Here is a 15,421-nt window from a genome sequence, read left to right as displayed (position 1 = left end):
ATGGAGCGCTCGGGCTCCGAGCTGCCCGTCGTCTACGAAAGTCCCTGGCGGGCCCTGCGGCGGGATCTGCGCGCCGTGGCCGCCAGCTGCGGGCTGGCCCTCAGGAGGCTGTGGCGACGCCAGTGGCAGGGAGATCTGCCCCTGCCAGCGTTCTGGCCCCGGCGTCAGGCCACACACTTCTGGCCTGCTGTGCTGCTGCTGGCCGTGGTCCTGCTGGCGCTGGCGGGGAGTGTCACGGTTCGGCAGTGGCGCCCAGCGGGCGCTCAGGGCCCAGCCATCGATCCGTTTCCGGCACCGATGGAAGCCGGAGAGGGCTCCAGGGAGGAAGCAGCCGTGACCTTCGACTCCGCTGCAGTCATGGACTCCGCTGCAGCCGGAGAAACCACGCCCGAGCCGAAGCCGGAGCCGGAGCCCCAGAACGATGTCCCTGGCACTAAGGCCGCAAGCACCCTCAGCAGTGCCCCGGTTGGTCTGCCGCCAGGGTTCAGCGATGACTCAGGCCTGGTGCTGTCGGCCCCAGCTAGCGGCGGCGCCACGCTGCTGAACCTGCAGATTTCAGCGGCGTTCCTGACCCTGCCTGAGGGCGAGCGGCAACGGCTGGCGCAACAGTGGTGGCAGCAGGCCCTTGGCCTGGGCTATGAGCAGCTGCGACTGCTCGAGCCAGGCGGTGCGGCCGTGGGCCGGACGGCCGTCGTGGGCGGCGGCATGATTCTGCTCGATTCATTCAATGCGGGCGGAAGCGATGCGGCTGGCGAACCTGGTGGAGCTGTGGGGACCGCCGATCGAAGCCGCTCCCGCTGATCCAGCGGCCCGCTTCAGCGGGGTCAGCAGTGACAGCCGCGAGCTGGAGAGCGGCTGCCTGTTCGTGCCGCTGGTGGGGGAGCACTTCGATGGCCACCGCTTCCTGGCAGCGGCCCTCGAGCAGGGTGCGCTGGCCGCCCTGGCCCAGCGCGACCGCCTCAGCCCCAAGCAGGCCGAAGCCCTGGTGCGCTCCAGCGGCGGCCGGATCTGGCTGGTGGACGACACCCAGGCGGCCTACCAGGAGCTGGGGCGCCTCTGGCGCCGCCAGGGCAACGCTCCGGTGATCGCCGTGACCGGCTCAGCCGGCAAGACCACCACCCGCGAGCTGATCCGTGCCGTGCTGGCCCCCCTCGGGCCAGTGCTCGCCAGTGTGGGCAACGAGAACAACGACATCGGCGTGCCGCTCACCCTGCTCAAGGCCGACGCAGGGCACCGGGCCGTGGTGGTGGAGATGGGCATGCGCGGTCTGGGGGAGATCGAGCGGCTCAGCCGCTGCGCCGAACCGGACATCAGCGTGATCACCAACATCGGCACGGCCCATATCGGCCGTCTGGGCAGCCGTGAGGCCATCGCCACCGCCAAGTGCGAGATCGTCACGGCTCTGCGCCCCGATGGACTGGTGGTGATCCCCGCCGGTGATCCCCTGCTGGAGGCCAGTCTCGCCGCCGTCTGGGGTGGCCGGGTGATCCGCGTGGCCCTTCAAGGCGACCCGCCGGGTCCTCAACCGGCCCAGCTGCTGGGCCGCCTCGAGGCCGGAGCCGACGGCGAGCGGATGATCTGGGGGCAGGCCCAGCCTGGGGCGGCGGAGCACAGCACCGAGCTGCCGTTGCCCGGCCGCCACAATGCCCGCAACCTGCTGCTGGCCCTGGCGGTGGCCAGCGAGCTGGGGGTGGATCCCCTGACCTTGCGCCGGCTGGAAGTGGCCCTGCCGGGCGGGCGCAGCCGGCGGCTGCGCCTCGGGGGGATCGAGGTGCTTGATGAGACCTACAACGCCTCCCCCGAAGCGATGCTGGCGGCCCTAGATCTACTGGCGGCCCAGCCGGGCCGACGCTTCGCGGTCCTGGGCACCATGCTCGAGCTGGGGGAGCAGAGCACCGAGCTGCATCGCCAGGTGGGGGAGCGGGCCCAGGTCCTCGGGCTCGATGGCCTGGTGATCGTGGCGTGTGGCGCCGAAGGGGACGCCCTGCTGGCGGGGGCCGCCGGCCTGCCACGCCTACAACGGCTCAATGCACCCGCCGAAGCCGCCGAAGCGCTGCTGGGCTGGCTGGAACCCGGCGATCACCTGCTGCTGAAGGCCAGCCGTGGGGTGGCACTGGAGCGGCTGCTGCCCATGCTGGAGCAGGGGCTCAGCCCCGCGGCGGACTCCAGTCGGTCTTGATCTGCTGGGGGGCACGGCCCAGCGCCAGGGCACCGGCGGGCACATCACGGGTAAGGGTGGAGCCCGCCCCCACGGTCACGCCGGCACCGAGCACGATCGGCGCCACCAGCACCGAATTGGCGCCCGTCTTGCTGCCGGCACCGATCACCGTGCGGTGCTTGCGCACGCCGTCGTAGTTGGCGGTGATCGTGCCCGCCCCCACATTCACCGCCGCCCCCAGATCGGCATCCCCGAGGTAGCTGAGGTGGTTGGCCTTGCAGCCGGCGGCCAGGTGGCTGTTCTTGACCTCCACAAAATTGCCGATGCGGCAGCCGCTCTCCAGCCGCGCTCCCGAGCGCAGCTGGGCGAAGGGGCCCACCACGCAGCCGCCGGCCACGCTCACCTGACGCAGCACCGAATAGAGCACTTCCACGTCGTCCTCGAGCTGGCTGTCCTCGATCAGGCAGCCGGGGCCGATGCGGCAACCGCTGCCGATGCTGGTGCGGCCCCGGAAATGGCACTGGGGCTCCACCAGCACATCCCGGCCGAAGCGGGTGCCCTCGCTGAGGGTGCAGCTGGCGGGATCCACGAAACTCACCCCTTCCGCCATCCAGTGGGAGCGCAGCCGCTCCTGCAGGGCGATCTCACACTGGGCCAGCTGCATCCGGTCGTTGATGCCGGCGATTTCGGCGGGGTCCGCCACCTCCACATGCACCGCCGGGCTGAGCATCGCCACGGTGTCGGTGAGGTAGAGCTCCCCCTGATCGTTATCAGTGCTCAGCCGCGGCAGCACCTCAGCCAGGGCGCGCCAGTTGAAGCAGTAGATGCCGGCATTGGTGAGGTCGTTGCGGCGCTGCTCCTCGCTGCAGTCGCGGTGCTCCACGATCGCCTCCACCTGACCCAGCTCGTCGGTGAACACCCGGCCGTAGCCACTGGGGTCGGCCAGTCGGGCCGTGAGCAGGCTCACCGCGGCGCCCGAGGCCCGATGCCGCTCCAGCAAAGACTCCAGGGTGGCGGGCCGCAGCAGGGGGACATCGCCATTGAGCACCAGCAGCTCCCCCTCGAACCCCTCCAGAGGGCCGAGCAGCTGTTGCACGGCATGGCCCGTGCCGTTCTGCGGTTGCTGCAGGGCGAACTCCAGGCCCTCCAGATGGGCCAGGGAGGAACGTACCCGCTCGGCCTGGTGCCCCACGATCAGGAGCTGACGCTGGGGGTCGAGATGGCGGCAACTGGCCAGCACCCGCTCCACCAGGGTGGCCCCCGCCAGGGATTGCAGCACCTTGGGCCGATCGCTCTTCATCCGGGTGCCCTTTCCTGCGGCCAGCACGGCAACGGCGAGCATCGGCGGATCAAGGCGGCTGGGCACGAAATCTACCGGGCCCCTCCCGGCAGACCCCAGCGGCGGCGCCAGGCGCTGGCCGGCTCCGCCCCACTGAGGGCCTGGGCGCGGAGACGATCCGCCAGGATCGAGCTCGCTTCAGCCCTGCCCGCGGGATCGCGGTAGGACTCGCCGGCACGGCTCAGCAGGTGCTCCCGCTCCATCGCTGATAGAGGTCGCCACCAGCGCGACGTCGGCTCCAGCTGCGGGCCTGCCACGGTGCCGGCGCTCCAGGCCCCGTTTAGGTCATCACCAAGGTCGTCACCAGCTTCAGCCTCTGGGTTGGTGGCTTTGGATCGCAGCGCCGCCAGCTGCAGGCCCGCCGCCGCCAAGCTGCGGCGGGGGGCGGCGGCCGAGCAATAGGTCAGCAGGCGCCCGCGGGGGGCCAAGAGCCCAGAGAGAGCAGCGAGGAACTCCTGGCTCCAGAGCTGGGGGCAATGGCGCGGCGAGAAGGCATCGAGCATCACCAGATCGCAGCGCCCGGCGGCCTGCTTCAGCAGCGTCTCGATCTGCCCACGGGCATCCCCCCAGAGCATCTCGCCCCGGCCGTGGGAGCTCAGCCAGCGGCCGCTGTTCTGAAGCTGCTGGAGCAGATCCAGCCCGAGCGCCGGCTGCCACTGGCGGCGGAAGCAGGGCTGCGCCAGGGCCAGGGCCAGGGGGGCCGGATCGACCTCCAGGCCGAACCAGCGCAGACGGATCCCCAGGGGAGCCGCCGCTTCCAGCAGCGCGGCGCTGTTGGTGCCCAGCCCCACACAGACGTCCACCAACGTCAGCTCCTCGCCGGCGCCGAAGCGCTCCAGCTGGGCTGGACGCACATAAGTGCAGCGGGCTTCCAGCAGGGCGCCCCTGCGGGAATGGAACCCCTCGGCGAACTCGGCGCTGTGCAGGCTGAAGCTGCCGTCGTCGGTGATCCGCGGGCTGAGATGGCTCGTGGTCGGAGCCTTGGGCGTCACCCCGCCGGGCCGGAGGGGTCGAGCTGCAGGCGCGCCAGATCCTCCCAGAAGCCCGGGTAGGACACGGCCGCCGCCTCACTGCGGTGCAGCCGGCTGGCACTGCCGGCCACCTGGGCCGCCACCGCCAGGCTCATGGCCACACGGTGGTCGGTTTCGCTATCGAGCTCAGCGCCATGGAGCGGACGGCCACCTTGAATCACCATCCCATCGGCGGTTTCCTCCAGATCGGCCCCCATCGCCCCCAGCTGGCGGGCCATCACCGCCAGGCGGTCGGTTTCCTTCACGCGCAGTTCCTCGGCATCGCGGATGCAGCTCACCCCCTCGGCGCAGCAGGCCGCCACCGCCAGGATCGGGATCTCATCCACCAGGCGCGGGATGAGATCGCCACCGATCTCAAAGGCCTTGAGCGGACCATGGCTGACGCGCAGGTCCCCCACCGGCTCACCGGCCACATCGCGGGGGTTGAGCACCTCCAGCTGAACCTCCATCTGCTCCAGCACCTCGAGGATGCCGGTGCGGGTGGGGTTGAGACCCACGTTCTCCACAGTGATCTCGGCCCCGGGGGTGATGGCGGCGGCCACCAGCCAGAAGGCTGCCGAGCTGATGTCACCCGGCACCACCACCGTCAGCCCCCGCAGGCTGGAGCCGGGGTAAAGACAGATCATGCGTCCCATGTCGCCACCCACCTCGAGGCTGGCACCGAAGGCCCTGAGCATGCGTTCGCTGTGGTCGCGGGAGCGGGCCGGCTCGATCACGGTGGTGGAGCCACTGGCCGTGAGGGCCGCCAGCAGCAGCGCCGATTTCACCTGGGCCGAGGCCACGGGAGTGCCGATCACGCCGCCATGGAGCTGGTGCCCTTCGATCGCCAGGGGTGCGAAGTTGGCGCCTGCCCGGCCATGAATCAGGGCGCCCATGGTGGCCAGGGGCTGCCCCACCCGGGCCATCGGCCGCCGGCGCAGGGAGGCATCACCATTGAGCACGAAATGGCGGCCGCTGCGGCCCGCCAGCAGCCCCAGCATCAGGCGCATGGTGGTGCCGGAATTGCCGCAATCGAGCACATCCTCGGGTTCCTGCAGGCCATCGAGGCCCACTCCTTGCACTAGCACCGCTGCACCGGCCTGGATCGGGCTGATGCTCACGCCCATGGCCCGCAGGCAGGCGGCGGTGCTGAGGGGATCCTCGGCGGGCAGCAGTCCCTCGATGCAGGTCTCACCTTCGGCGATGGCACCGAAGAGCAGGGCCCGGTGGGAGATCGATTTATCACCCGGCACCCGCACCGTTCCCCGCAGGCTGTGCCTCCGGCCCGCACCGGCGTTGGAGCCCAGGGTCAGGGGGCTGCCGGAGGGGGAGGCGACGGCCATGGGCTCAAGGGGCGAGGCGAGGGGCTCGCGCGAGCCTAGGGCTGAGCTTCCGCTGGAAACTGTGGCGACTGGGAGCCATAGAGACGATCCCCGGCATCGCCGAGGCCGGGAACAATGCGGAAGGCCCCGTCGAGCTCGGGATCGATGCAGGCCGTGTACACCTTGAGATCCGGAAAGCGCCTGCCGACGGCCGTGAGCCCTGGGCTGGCCGCCAAGGCCGTGATCACGAGTAGCCGTTGGCCGCTCACTCCCCGGGCCTCCAGACGCTCCAGCACCTGGATCAGGCTGCGACCGGTGGCCAGCATCGGATCGAAGACCATCACCCCCACCCGCTCACCGATGCGCTCCGGCAGGGAATCGAGGTAGCAGCTGGCCTCACCCGTGCGCTCATCCCGCACCAGACCCACATGGGCCACGCGGGCGGAGGGCAACACCGCTCTGGCGCCTTCCCACAGCCCCAGCCCGGCCCGCAGCACCGGCACCGCCAGCACGGGCACCGAGGGGTCCACCACCATCCCGTCGCAGACAGCCAGAGGGGTCTGCACCTGCAGGGGCAGCTGGGGCAACCACTCGCGCACGGCTTCGTAGGTGAGCCAGCGCCCTAGCTCGGTCATGGCGGTCGCGAACAGCGGCGAGGGGGTCTGCTGATCCCGCAGCACGGTGAGCCAGTGGGCGATCAGGGGGTGGGGTGGAACGACCACCCGCAGCGACATGCTCATGTGCCATAGCTTGAGGGGTCACGCTACGTGCGCCGTGTCGTCTGCTCCTAGGGGCTTCAGCCTCCACCCATCTTCCTGGCAACGCCACCAGCGCCCTTTCTGGCCGCTGGTGGCGGGCCTGATCCTGCTGGTGGGCAGCTGGCTGATGGTGGGGGTGGGCAGCGCCGCGGCGATCACGGCGCCGGAGCTCCGCGGCCAGCGGGCCCTGCAGGATCTCCAGCCCGACATGCACGGCCGTGACCTGCGCCAGCAGGAATTCCTCAAAGCCTCCATGGGCGGCTACGACCTCAGCGGCAGCGATCTGCGCGGGGCTGTGTTCAACTCCAGCGACCTCAGCAACAGCAACCTGAGCGCGGCCAACCTCGAGGACGCCGTGGCCTTCGCCACCCGCTTCGATGGAGCTGACCTGAGCGGGGCCGTGCTGCGCAACGCCATGCTCATGCAGAGCCGCTTCACAGGGGCCCAGATCGATGGGGCCGATTTCAGTGATGCCGTGCTGGATCTCTCCCAGGTCAAGGCCCTCTGCTCCCGCGCCGAAGGCGTCAACCCCAGCACCGGGGTGTCCACCCTTGAAAGCCTCGGCTGCCGGTAGCATTCGAGTCCGGTTCCGGTGGGGAACAGCCACCGGGGGCAAGGGGGAAAGTCCGGTGCAAGCCCGGCGCTGTCCCGCAGCTGTGAAGCCCGTGCTCCGGTCAACCGCCGCCGCACGAGCCAGTCAGAACACCCGCCGGTTCTCCCTCTCGTGCCGGCGCGGACCGGATCTCCAGACCATGCTCTCCCTCCCCCGGGATCCGGCTCGGCTGTCTCAGCCAGCACGACCCATGCTCCAAGCCTCCCGCCCTGGGCACTCCAATCCTGGACATAGGATTGCCCTGCTGGGTTTGCTGCCCCTCCTGCTCCTCTCGCTGCTGGCGGCACCGGCCTCGGCCCACCACGTGATGGAGGCCTTCGGGCTCAAAGAAGGGCCCATAGCTGGTTTCCTCAGTGGCCTGGGCCATCCGCTGCTCGGTCCTGACCACCTGCTCTTTCTGCTCAGCCTCGGCCTGGTGGGGCTTCATCAACCGTTGCGCTGGGTGATGGCCATGCTTGCCATCGGGGTGGGATCCACCGCCCTGGGTCTGGTGCTGCCCGTGCTGCCCGGTAGCGAGCTGCTGGTGGCCCTCTCGTTGGTGGCCACCGGGCTGGTGGTGCTGGGCCGCTGGCCCCGCTGGATCCTGCTACCCGCCATCGCCCTGCACGGCAGCGTGCTCAGCGAACCGGTGCTGGGCTGGTCGATCTCGGCCCAGATCCCCTACCTGCTCGGTCTGCTGATCAGCCAGGGGACCCTGCTGATCGTGGCCGTCACCCTGGTGCGCTCCTGGGCCCGGGGGCTCCAGCCCGCCAACCTGCGGCTGCTGGCGGGGCTGCTGATGGGCATCGGCGGCACGTTCGCCTGGACCCAGCTGGTGCCCTGACCATGACCTCCCAACCCTCAGCCCCACTGGCGCCCCCCGCCAGTGGGCGGCTGCCGGTCACGGTGGTGACCGGATTTCTCGGTGCCGGCAAAACCACCCTTCTGCGCCAGCTGCTGCTCAACAGCGGTCAGCGCCTGGCGGTGCTGGTCAATGAATTCGGCGAAGTGGGCATCGATGGAGCCCTGCTGCGCAGCTGTGGCTTCTGCCCCGAGGAGGAGCTGGAGGGCCGGCTGGTGGAGCTGGCCAACGGCTGCCTCTGCTGCACCGTTCAAGACGAATTCCTGCCCACCATGCAGATCCTGCTGGCCAGGGCTGACCGCCTCGACGGCATCGTGGTCGAAACCAGTGGTCTGGCCCTGCCCGAGCCGCTGGTGCAGGCCTTTCACTGGCCCGAGATCCGCACCCGCACCCGCGTCAATGGCGTGGTGACGGTGGTGGATGGCGAAGCCCTGGCCCAGGGCAGCGTGGTGGGCGATCCGGCAGCCCTGGAGCGTCAACGGGCGGCCGACCCCAGCCTCGATCACCTCAGCGACCTCGAGGATCTGTTCCGCGACCAGCTGGCAGCGGCGGATCTGGTGCTGATGAGCCGGGCCGATCGGCTCGAGGCCTCCCAGAGCGAGGCCATCCAGCGACAACTGGCGCCGCTCTGCCGCCCCGGAGTGCAGGTGCTGCCGATGGTGCGCGGAGAGGTCCCCACCGAGCTGCTGCTGGGTCTGGAGCGAGTGGAGCCGACCAGCGCCGCCAGGGAACCGGATCATCACCACCAGGACGACGACAACGATCACGGCCACCACGACGACCACGACCACGTCCATGTGCCGATGCAATCGCTAGCGCTGCAGCTGCCGGGCGACTTCGATCGCCAGGTCCTGGAACGCCTACTGGTGGAGCAGATCGTCGAGCAGGGGATCCTGCGGCTGAAGGGCTGGTTGCGGCACAGCGACAAGCCACGTCCCCTGCAGATCCAGGCGGTGGGTCCGCGGCTTGAGTGCTGGTACGACCGTCAGCCTTCAGAGGCCGCAGGCGACAGAAGCCCCGGCCTGCAGCTGGTGGTGCTGGGCCTGCGCCTCGACAGGGGCCGGCTGGAGCAGGCCCTGGGCGCCGCCGTCCTCAGCCGCCAGGCCTGAGGCCGACCCTCAGTCGAGCGGGAAGGCGCCCTTGGCACAGATCCCATCCCAGCAGAGGGCATGGTTCTCATCCCAACGGCTACTCACCGACTGCCAGGGGCCACTGGAGCGGCTCATCTCAACGCTGCCGCGCCCATCGTGGCGAAACACGACCCGCAGGCCCCCAAGGTCGACCTGCCAGCGTTCCCCTACCGCCTGCACCGTCATCACACAGGGGCGCCAGGGGCCATCCCCCAGGCGGCATTCCACCTGGTAGGCCGGTGGCTCGGCCCCCAGCGCCGTTCGCGGCGCCCAGCCCAACCCGATCACCAGGAGCGCCGCCAGGGCCAGCATGGGTGGAGCGTGCATCAACTTTGTCTCCTCCGTCTCACTCCTTCAAGCTGGATCTGGCCTGGCGGATGGGGAACACGGGCTGCCAAGATTTAACAAATGCCTCGACCGCCTGGTGCCCCGCTTTCACGCCCGTGTGCTGGTCTCCCTGAGGCCCTCGGTTCTCGATCCGGCCGGTGAGGCCACCCGCGCCGCCAGCAGCCGCCTGGGGGTGGAGGGGGTGAGCCGCCTGCGCATCGGCAAGGCGGTGGAGCTGGAGATCGAAGCCCCCGATGCCGACACCGCCCGCTCGCGGGTGGAGTTGCTCAGCGACCGGTTGCTGGCCAATCCGGTGATCGAGAACTGGGAGCTGGAACTCAGCGAGATCGCCACCACCAACGCCTCTCTGCCGGCATGAGCATCGGTGTGGTGGTCTTCCCCGGCTCCAACTGTGACCGGGACGTGGCCTGGGCGGCCCAGGGCTGCCTGGGAATCCCCACCCGCTTCCTTTGGCATGAGGAGCGCGACCTGGGGGGCCTTGATGCGGTGGTGCTGCCCGGCGGCTTCAGCTATGGCGACTACCTCCGCTGCGGTGCCATCGCCCGCTTCGCGCCGGTGCTGGAGGAGGTGGTGGCGTTCGCCGCCAGGGGCGGGCCGGTGCTGGGCATCTGCAATGGCTTTCAGATGCTCACTGAACTGGGCCTGCTGCCCGGTGCCCTCACCCGCAACAGCCGCCTCCATTTCATCTGTGAGCCCACGGCTCTGACGGTGCGCCCAAGCCAGTGTGGCTGGCTTTCAGGCTACGGGGAGGCCGAGGAGATCGAGCTGCCGATCGCCCATGGCGAAGGCCGCTACCAATGCGAGCCAGCCACATTGGAGGCCATGGAGCAGGCCGGCCAGGTGGTGCTGCGCTACCGGGCCAATCCCAATGGTTCCGTGGGCGATGTGGCTGGGTTGTGCAACCCCGCCGGTAACGTGCTCGGGCTGATGCCCCACCCGGAGCGGGCCTGCGACCCTCGCACCGGAGGGCTCGACGGCCAGCGCCTGTTCACCAGCCTGCTGGGCTGAGGCTCCGGCCCGAGGTAGACGAAAAAGGGGGCACTGGGCCCCCCGGATTTTGATCAAGGGTCAGATGTCCTTGATCAAAATCCACAAATCACGGTCTGCTGATTTCGGTCAACTGATCAAGCTCCGCTGATCAGTTGACGGCAGAGAAGAACTCTTTGCTGCCGACGGGGTCGGGCTTCATCGTCTTCTCGCCTGGGGTCCAGTTGGCGGGGCAGACCTCATCGGGGTTGGCCTGGGTGTACTGGAAGGCCTGAAGAACCCGCAGGGTCTCATCGACATTGCGGCCCACCGCCAGGTTGTTGATGGTGGCGTGCTGGATCACACCCTCGGGATCGATGATGAACAGGCCGCGCAGGGCCACGCCGGCATCCTCATCGAGCACGCTATAGGCGGAGGCGATCTCTTTCTTGAGGTCGGCCACCAGGGGGTAGGCGATGTCACCGATGCCGCCCTTCTTGCGATCGGTCTGAATCCAGGCCAGGTGGGAGAACTGGCTGTCCACCGACACGCCCAGCACTTCGGTGTTGCGGCTGGTGAAATCGCCGTAGCGGTCACTGAAGGCGGTGATCTCCGTGGGGCAGACGAAGGTGAAATCCAGGGGATAGAAGAAGAGCACCACGTACTTGCCGCGGTACTGGGAGAGGGAGACCGTCTGGAACTCCTGGTCCACCACAGCAGTGGCTGTGAAATCAGGAGCCTGCAGACCGACGAGCCGGGACATGCTGGAGAAGGGGGTGACAAAGGAGAAGGCAGGGAACCCAGTCCGAACTCGGACCGACTACCACTTGCGACCGCAACAATTTATCACGGAACCCTGGTGCAGCTGCCCCTACGATGGCTACGGCGACGATGGCTGATGCCCCGCCCCCTTTCCACAGCTTTTTCCTGATGTCCTGGGACCCTGTCCTGCTTCGCAAGTACAACAACACCGGTCACTTCCGCCTGCTCAACCAGCTGCGCAGCGAACTGAAAACCAGCCCCCTCAACCGCGAGGAGCCCGGCAACGAAGACGGAGGCGGTCGCTCCCGCACAGGCACCTTGGTGCGTGCGGTGGATGTGCGCCCCCAGCTTTACGGCCGCGCCCGCCGCTTTGCTGGACCGGCCCCGGCGCCCAACCTGCCCCCGGCCGCCACCGCAGACGGGGGCTCCGGCTCCGCCGGCTTCCGTGAGCGCCTCAATGCCGTCGAGATGCGCTGACTCTCCAGCTTTGGAGCCGCCCATCAAACGGCGGCCTGACAGCAGGCAGAGCCCGTCCAAACCAGGAAGCCCCAGGCCTGAACAGACCTGGGGCTTCAGTGCTGGTGAACAAGCATCAACAAGACGCCAGAATGGCTCGGGGGAGACTTGAACTCCCGACCTTGGGGTTATGAATCCCACGCTCTAACCAGCTGAGCTACCGAGCCCGGATGTGAGGACTTTAAACGATCAACCCCCCTCGCCCTGCTCGGGCAGAGGGAGATGGCAAGGATAGAGATCAGGCCCTGCCGGGGAGGAATTGAAGCGGATTAGCAGCGCCACGGCCAGGGGGGTGGATCTCAAAGTGGAGATGGGGTCCGGTGCTGCGACCGGTGCTGCCCATTTCAGAGATCTGGCTGCCCTGGGACACCTGCTGACCCACTCGCACCAGCAGCCGGCTGTTGTGGCCGTAGAGCGACTTGCTGCCATCAGGGTGCTGGATCTCCACCAGGTAGCCGTAACCCCCGTCGTGCCAACCGGCATAGGACACCTGTCCGGCGGCGGCGGCCACGATCGGCGTTCCCACGTTGCTGGCGATGTCGATGCCCTTGTGCATCCGACCCCAGCGCCAGCCGTAGCCCGAGCTGAAGACACCCCGGGCCGGCCAGATCCAACCACGGCTGAGCTGGGAGGGATCAGTGCGCTGCTCACCCGGGCGGTTGAAGCCGGGAAGGTCGGGCCAGCTCAGGCCGCCGCTGCCCACGGGCTTGAGACCGAGCACCATGCGCGAACGGGAGGCACCAGCCTTGGAGACGCGGATCTGACTCCCTTCCACCAGGCGGGCCGCCTCCAGGCCGGGATTGAGCCGCAGCAGATCCTGGATGCTGAGCTTGTAGCGCTGGGCCAGCTTCACCAGGTTGTCGCCAAAGCGCACCACACCGGTGGTCTCCACCGGTGTGGACTCATTCAGGGGAGACGAGCGGCGCAGCTCGCTGGTGTCGAGGGAGGCCAGTTGCTTGGCCGCCGAAGCTTTGGAGGAAGGGAGCACCAGCCAGTCGCCGCGACTGAAGGAGTGGTCCTCGTTGACGTCGTTGAGTTTGGCCAGGGGGGTGTCCTGAACCCGCAACTGGCTGGCCAGCTCCTCAAGGCTGATGTCGCTGCGAATGCGCACCCAGAGCTTGTCGCGGAAGGAACTAGGCAGCGAAGCCAGCAGCTGAGACGCACCCGTCCGAGGCAGGGTTGCCGTCCCTGGATCCACATCCAGGCGCTCGGGCATCGTTTCAAAACCGGGGCGGCGCGCGTCGGCAATGCCGGGGATCGCCCCGACAGCCACGAGCGAGAGAACCGGCATGGTCCCCAGCAGCGGCAGGATCAGATGCAAAGGCTTCATGCAGAAATTCACGCGTTGGACAAGGCCCGATGGAGAAGCCACTATCCCCAGACCGCGCCGAGAGTAGCGGCATGAACCAACGGGCACAAGCCTCCTTGGGTCAGCCCATCGATCGTCAAGGACGATCCGAGATGCGGTTGGCCGCTTCAATCCCTGTCTCCAACTGACGCAGGGCCTCGAACAACACCACCGCCACCGACACCGAGAGATTCAAGCTGCGCACCCCGCCGCCGTGGTGCACGGAGCCAGCCATGGGGATTGTGAGGCGCAGATCGGCCTGCTGGAGCAGCTCCGGCGGCAGGCCGTCGCTCTCACGCCCGAACAGCAGCCAATCGTCGCTGCGGTAGCAGCAGTGATGGTAGGGCTGATCTACCAGGCTGCTCAACGCCAGCAGCCGCCCTCCCCGACGCCGCCGCTCCGCCAGCAGCTCCTCAACGCCGGGATGCAGGTGCAGCGGCACCCAGGGCCAGTAATCGAGTCCGGCCCGCTTGAGCTGGCGGTCATCGAGGCTGAACCCCAGCGGCTCAATCAGATGGAGCTCAGCCCCAGTGGCGGCACAGGTGCGGGCCACATTGCCGGTGTTGGGCGGAATCTGGGGCTGGAACAGCACCACCCGCGGAAGGGCACTCACAGCTCCGGCACCGGTTGACTGAGGGCATGCAGATCCAGGGCACGGCCCTGGATCACCAACCAGCTGGCATGGGCCAGGGGTTGCAACCGTTGCTGCAGCGCTCCCAGCCGATCACGGAAACGGCCACCGACCACGGTGGCAGGCACCACCCCCCAGCCGGTCTCCTCCGTCACCAGCACCTGGGGGGCCGCGCAGGTGCGCAGGGCCTCCAGCAACCCCAGCTGCCGTTGCTCCCAAGATTCAGCGTCGAGATCCAGGTGGTGGGCCAACCAGGTGCCGAGGGAATCAATCAGGAGCTGGTGATCCGCCGGGGCACGACCGAGGGCCACCTCCAGCTCCCCTTCCACCTCCCAGGTGGCCCAGTGGCCAGGTCGCCGCTGCCGGTGCAGCTGCAGGCGCCGCTGCCAGGCCGGATCATCCGCCGCCAGGGCTCCGGTGGCCACGTACAGCACCGGCTTGCCACGGCCGGCCACCAGATGCTCGGCCCAGCGGCTTTTGCCACTGCGGCTGGGGCCACTCACCAGGGTCAGCCCGACGCCGGTGCTCTGCTCAACCACCTCCATTCATGTTGCGCAGGGTGGCCACGGAAGACGGCGAGACACGGTTGAGATAACGGAAAATCCAATACTTGAAGATGGTGGCCAGGATCACCGGGAAGGTGGCGATAAACAACAGAATAAAATTCTCTCGCTGGGGTAATCCCAGGTGGTTGGCGACACCATCGAGCAGAACAGTCCAGCCTTCTGGACTATGGAACCCAACAAAGATATCTGTGAATAGAATGATGGCAAAAGCCTTGGCACTATCACTCAGTCCATAGATGAGCTCATCAAGGAAACCTCGCAGCACCCGAATTTCCTCCTGACAGAATATACACACCAGGACGAAGCCCAGCATGGCGAACAGATCAGAGAGCACGTTCTTGATCGCACGGGTGCTCTGGCTGTCCGCCTCCAGCTTGAGCTCCTCGGCCCGGGTGGCCAAGGCCTCGTGCAACTCCTCATTGGTGGGCAGCACAGAGCCCTTGAGCAGGGCATCGAACTCGATCTCCGCCTTGTAGATGCGCAGCTTCTCCACGGCCGCCTCCTCCAGCTGCGGCTTGGGGTAACTCAGAAATGGAACATGGGGCGAGAAGCGATCCACCAGGGGAGAAATCACGAAGGAGCGGCTGGCCTGCTGCATCAACAGGGGGACCAGCACCAGCAACAGCAGGACGCGCAGGGACACCAGCGTGGTGTTGCGCTGGCGCCTGAAACCCGCCACCACGGTGGCTTCGGCCTCCGGATCCAGCTGCTGGCGCACCCGCTCCACGGCGCCCATCAGGCTGCGGGGGATCAGATCCGGCGTGCGACTGAAAGTGGCTTTGCCGGACCGTGGGTTGTAGCGGGCCTCCACCGACTCGATCAGTTGCAACTGGCGCTGCTGCTGGGAATCCAGCTCCTGACGGCGGGGCTGAAGTTCCTCGAGGCTCTCACGGCAGAGTTGCAGGGCTACCCGAAAGCGGCGCAGCATCTGGCTGCGCACCTGACGGGGCACGCTCAGCTCCAGGTCGGTGCGGACAGGCCGATCAGCGAAGAACTCGATCTCGATGCTCTGGATCAACAGGGCGGCTTCATAGGCGCGCTCCAACTGCAGAACAAGATCGGCGGAACGCGCCCTGCCGAACGTACCCATCCAGTCGCGAAGGGCCATCGGTG

At 68.1% G+C, this 15,421-nt stretch carries 18 protein-coding genes, 1 tRNA gene and 1 riboswitch; of the genes, 8 read left to right on the top strand and 11 right to left on the bottom strand.

The features are described from left to right. Positions 1-801: a hypothetical protein gene (locus KBY67_RS01950; RefSeq protein WP_255108118.1), complete on the top strand. Its 801-nt coding sequence runs from the start codon at positions 1-3 to the stop codon at positions 799-801. Then, on the top strand, positions 743-2,179 hold the full coding sequence (murF, locus tag KBY67_RS01945) for a UDP-N-acetylmuramoyl-tripeptide--D-alanyl-D-alanine ligase (RefSeq protein WP_255108116.1): 1,437 nt from the start codon (positions 743-745) through the stop codon (positions 2,177-2,179). Before KBY67_RS01950 ends, murF begins: the two co-directional genes overlap by 59 nt. Here murF and glmU read toward each other — a convergent pair. The 4 genes from glmU to upp are packed head-to-tail and all read right to left on the bottom strand — an operon-like array spanning position 2,148 to position 6,569. Beyond that, positions 2,148-3,500 carry a bifunctional UDP-N-acetylglucosamine diphosphorylase/glucosamine-1-phosphate N-acetyltransferase GlmU gene (glmU, locus tag KBY67_RS01940; protein WP_255108113.1) on the bottom strand — a complete coding sequence of 451 codons (1,353 nt, stop codon included), beginning with the start codon at positions 3,498-3,500 and terminating at the stop codon, positions 2,148-2,150. The genes murF and glmU overlap by 32 nt on opposite strands. A gap of 29 nt (positions 3,501-3,529) precedes the next feature. Beyond that, the gene (locus KBY67_RS01935) at positions 3,530-4,489 is read right to left on the bottom strand and encodes an MnmC family methyltransferase (RefSeq protein ID WP_255108111.1); all 960 of its coding nucleotides are present in this window, start codon (positions 4,487-4,489) and stop codon (positions 3,530-3,532) included. Continuing rightward, entirely contained in the window at positions 4,486-5,850 is a 1,365-nt protein-coding gene (gene aroA, locus KBY67_RS01930) for a 3-phosphoshikimate 1-carboxyvinyltransferase (protein WP_255108108.1), read from the bottom strand. The genes KBY67_RS01935 and aroA overlap by 4 nt, the downstream gene beginning before the upstream one ends. Positions 5,851-5,885: 35 nt before the next feature. After that, the gene (gene upp / locus KBY67_RS01925; protein WP_255108106.1) at positions 5,886-6,569 is read right to left on the bottom strand and encodes a uracil phosphoribosyltransferase; all 684 of its coding nucleotides are present in this window, start codon (positions 6,567-6,569) and stop codon (positions 5,886-5,888) included. A 145-nt stretch (positions 6,570-6,714) separates the two neighbouring features. On the opposite strand from upp, the gene KBY67_RS01920 reads away from it, so the two are divergent. The 3 genes from KBY67_RS01920 to cobW all read left to right on the top strand — a co-directional run bounded on the left by KBY67_RS01920 (position 6,715) and on the right by cobW (position 9,150). After that, positions 6,715-7,161 (top strand): pentapeptide repeat-containing protein, encoded by a 447-nt coding sequence (locus KBY67_RS01920; protein ID WP_255108206.1) that lies wholly within the window; start codon positions 6,715-6,717, stop codon positions 7,159-7,161. After that, positions 7,155-7,316, top strand: a riboswitch (cobalamin riboswitch). It overlaps the preceding gene by 7 nt. Positions 7,317-7,390: 74 nt before the next feature. Further along, positions 7,391-8,023 (top strand): HupE/UreJ family protein, encoded by a 633-nt coding sequence (locus KBY67_RS01915; RefSeq protein WP_255108096.1) that lies wholly within the window; start codon positions 7,391-7,393, stop codon positions 8,021-8,023. Between the two features lie 2 nt (positions 8,024-8,025). Then, entirely contained in the window at positions 8,026-9,150 is a 1,125-nt protein-coding gene (gene cobW, locus KBY67_RS01910; RefSeq protein ID WP_255108093.1) for a cobalamin biosynthesis protein CobW, read from the top strand. 9 nt (positions 9,151-9,159) lie between these two features. On the opposite strand, the gene KBY67_RS01905 is transcribed toward cobW, so the two are convergent. Further along, entirely contained in the window at positions 9,160-9,498 is a 339-nt protein-coding gene (locus KBY67_RS01905) for a hypothetical protein (protein ID WP_255108090.1), read from the bottom strand. Positions 9,499-9,595: 97 nt separating this feature from the next. Between KBY67_RS01905 and purS the strand changes: the two genes are divergently transcribed. Next, complete coding sequence (purS, locus tag KBY67_RS01900; RefSeq protein WP_255108088.1) at positions 9,596-9,877, top strand: phosphoribosylformylglycinamidine synthase subunit PurS; 282 nt, start codon at positions 9,596-9,598, stop codon at positions 9,875-9,877. Beyond that, positions 9,874-10,527: a phosphoribosylformylglycinamidine synthase subunit PurQ gene (gene purQ, locus KBY67_RS01895; RefSeq protein ID WP_255108079.1), complete on the top strand. Its 654-nt coding sequence runs from the start codon at positions 9,874-9,876 to the stop codon at positions 10,525-10,527. The genes purS and purQ overlap by 4 nt, the downstream gene beginning before the upstream one ends. A 130-nt stretch (positions 10,528-10,657) precedes the next feature. On the opposite strand, the gene KBY67_RS01890 is transcribed toward purQ, so the two are convergent. Beyond that, the gene (locus tag KBY67_RS01890) at positions 10,658-11,248 is read right to left on the bottom strand and encodes a peroxiredoxin (RefSeq protein WP_255108076.1); all 591 of its coding nucleotides are present in this window, start codon (positions 11,246-11,248) and stop codon (positions 10,658-10,660) included. 167 nt (positions 11,249-11,415) lie between these two features. Here KBY67_RS01890 and KBY67_RS01885 point away from each other — a divergent pair, with 167 nt between their 5' ends. Next, positions 11,416-11,724 carry a hypothetical protein gene (locus KBY67_RS01885; protein ID WP_255108074.1) on the top strand — a complete coding sequence of 103 codons (309 nt, stop codon included), beginning with the start codon at positions 11,416-11,418 and terminating at the stop codon, positions 11,722-11,724. Positions 11,725-11,856: 132 nt separating this feature from the next. On the opposite strand, the gene KBY67_RS01880 is transcribed toward KBY67_RS01885, so the two are convergent. The 5 genes from KBY67_RS01880 to pxcA all read right to left on the bottom strand — a co-directional run bounded on the left by KBY67_RS01880 (position 11,857) and on the right by pxcA (position 15,416). Continuing rightward, a tRNA-Met gene (locus KBY67_RS01880) sits at positions 11,857-11,930 on the bottom strand. A 71-nt stretch (positions 11,931-12,001) separates the two neighbouring features. Then, complete coding sequence (locus KBY67_RS01875) at positions 12,002-13,093, bottom strand: M23 family metallopeptidase (RefSeq protein ID WP_255108072.1); 1,092 nt, start codon at positions 13,091-13,093, stop codon at positions 12,002-12,004. Between the two features lie 115 nt (positions 13,094-13,208). Further along, entirely contained in the window at positions 13,209-13,724 is a 516-nt protein-coding gene (locus KBY67_RS01870) for a tRNA (cytidine(34)-2'-O)-methyltransferase (protein ID WP_255108070.1), read from the bottom strand. After that, a complete protein-coding gene (cobU, locus tag KBY67_RS01865) occupies positions 13,721-14,287 on the bottom strand; it encodes a bifunctional adenosylcobinamide kinase/adenosylcobinamide-phosphate guanylyltransferase (protein ID WP_255108068.1) in 567 nt (188 codons plus the stop codon). Before cobU ends, KBY67_RS01870 begins: the two co-directional genes overlap by 4 nt. Beyond that, positions 14,274-15,416: a proton extrusion protein PcxA gene (pxcA, locus tag KBY67_RS01860; protein WP_255108066.1), complete on the bottom strand. Its 1,143-nt coding sequence runs from the start codon at positions 15,414-15,416 to the stop codon at positions 14,274-14,276. The genes cobU and pxcA overlap by 14 nt, the downstream gene beginning before the upstream one ends. Between the last annotated feature and the right edge of the window lie 5 nt (positions 15,417-15,421).

Origin of the sequence: Synechococcus sp. RedBA-s (assembly GCF_024345495.1) — a bacterium.
Lineage (GTDB): Bacteria > Cyanobacteriota > Cyanobacteriia > PCC-6307 > Cyanobiaceae > Regnicoccus_A.
Note: the sequence above shows the minus strand (reverse complement) of the source record. Positions and strands in the feature narration are given on the sequence as shown.

Excerpts from the sequence above, each read along its gene's own strand:
- KBY67_RS01950 (WP_255108118.1), top strand. The coding sequence starts at position 1 with ATGGAGCGCTCGGGCTCCGAGCTGCCCGTCGTCTACGAAAGTCCCTGG.
- murF (WP_255108116.1), top strand. The coding sequence starts at position 743 with ATGCGGCTGGCGAACCTGGTGGAGCTGTGGGGACCGCCGATCGAAGCC.
- glmU (WP_255108113.1), bottom strand. The coding sequence starts at position 3,500 with ATGCTCGCCGTTGCCGTGCTGGCCGCAGGAAAGGGCACCCGGATGAAG.
- aroA (WP_255108108.1), bottom strand. The coding sequence starts at position 5,850 with ATGGCCGTCGCCTCCCCCTCCGGCAGCCCCCTGACCCTGGGCTCCAAC.
- upp (WP_255108106.1), bottom strand. The coding sequence starts at position 6,569 with ATGAGCATGTCGCTGCGGGTGGTCGTTCCACCCCACCCCCTGATCGCC.
- KBY67_RS01920 (WP_255108206.1), top strand. The coding sequence starts at position 6,715 with ATGGTGGGGGTGGGCAGCGCCGCGGCGATCACGGCGCCGGAGCTCCGC.
- KBY67_RS01915 (WP_255108096.1), top strand. The coding sequence starts at position 7,391 with ATGCTCCAAGCCTCCCGCCCTGGGCACTCCAATCCTGGACATAGGATT.
- cobW (WP_255108093.1), top strand. The coding sequence starts at position 8,026 with ATGACCTCCCAACCCTCAGCCCCACTGGCGCCCCCCGCCAGTGGGCGG.
- KBY67_RS01905 (WP_255108090.1), bottom strand. The coding sequence starts at position 9,498 with ATGCACGCTCCACCCATGCTGGCCCTGGCGGCGCTCCTGGTGATCGGG.
- purQ (WP_255108079.1), top strand. The coding sequence starts at position 9,874 with ATGAGCATCGGTGTGGTGGTCTTCCCCGGCTCCAACTGTGACCGGGAC.
- KBY67_RS01890 (WP_255108076.1), bottom strand. The coding sequence starts at position 11,248 with ATGTCCCGGCTCGTCGGTCTGCAGGCTCCTGATTTCACAGCCACTGCT.
- KBY67_RS01885 (WP_255108074.1), top strand. The coding sequence starts at position 11,416 with ATGTCCTGGGACCCTGTCCTGCTTCGCAAGTACAACAACACCGGTCAC.
- KBY67_RS01875 (WP_255108072.1), bottom strand. The coding sequence starts at position 13,093 with ATGAAGCCTTTGCATCTGATCCTGCCGCTGCTGGGGACCATGCCGGTT.
- cobU (WP_255108068.1), bottom strand. The coding sequence starts at position 14,287 with ATGGAGGTGGTTGAGCAGAGCACCGGCGTCGGGCTGACCCTGGTGAGT.
- pxcA (WP_255108066.1), bottom strand. The coding sequence starts at position 15,416 with ATGGCCCTTCGCGACTGGATGGGTACGTTCGGCAGGGCGCGTTCCGCC.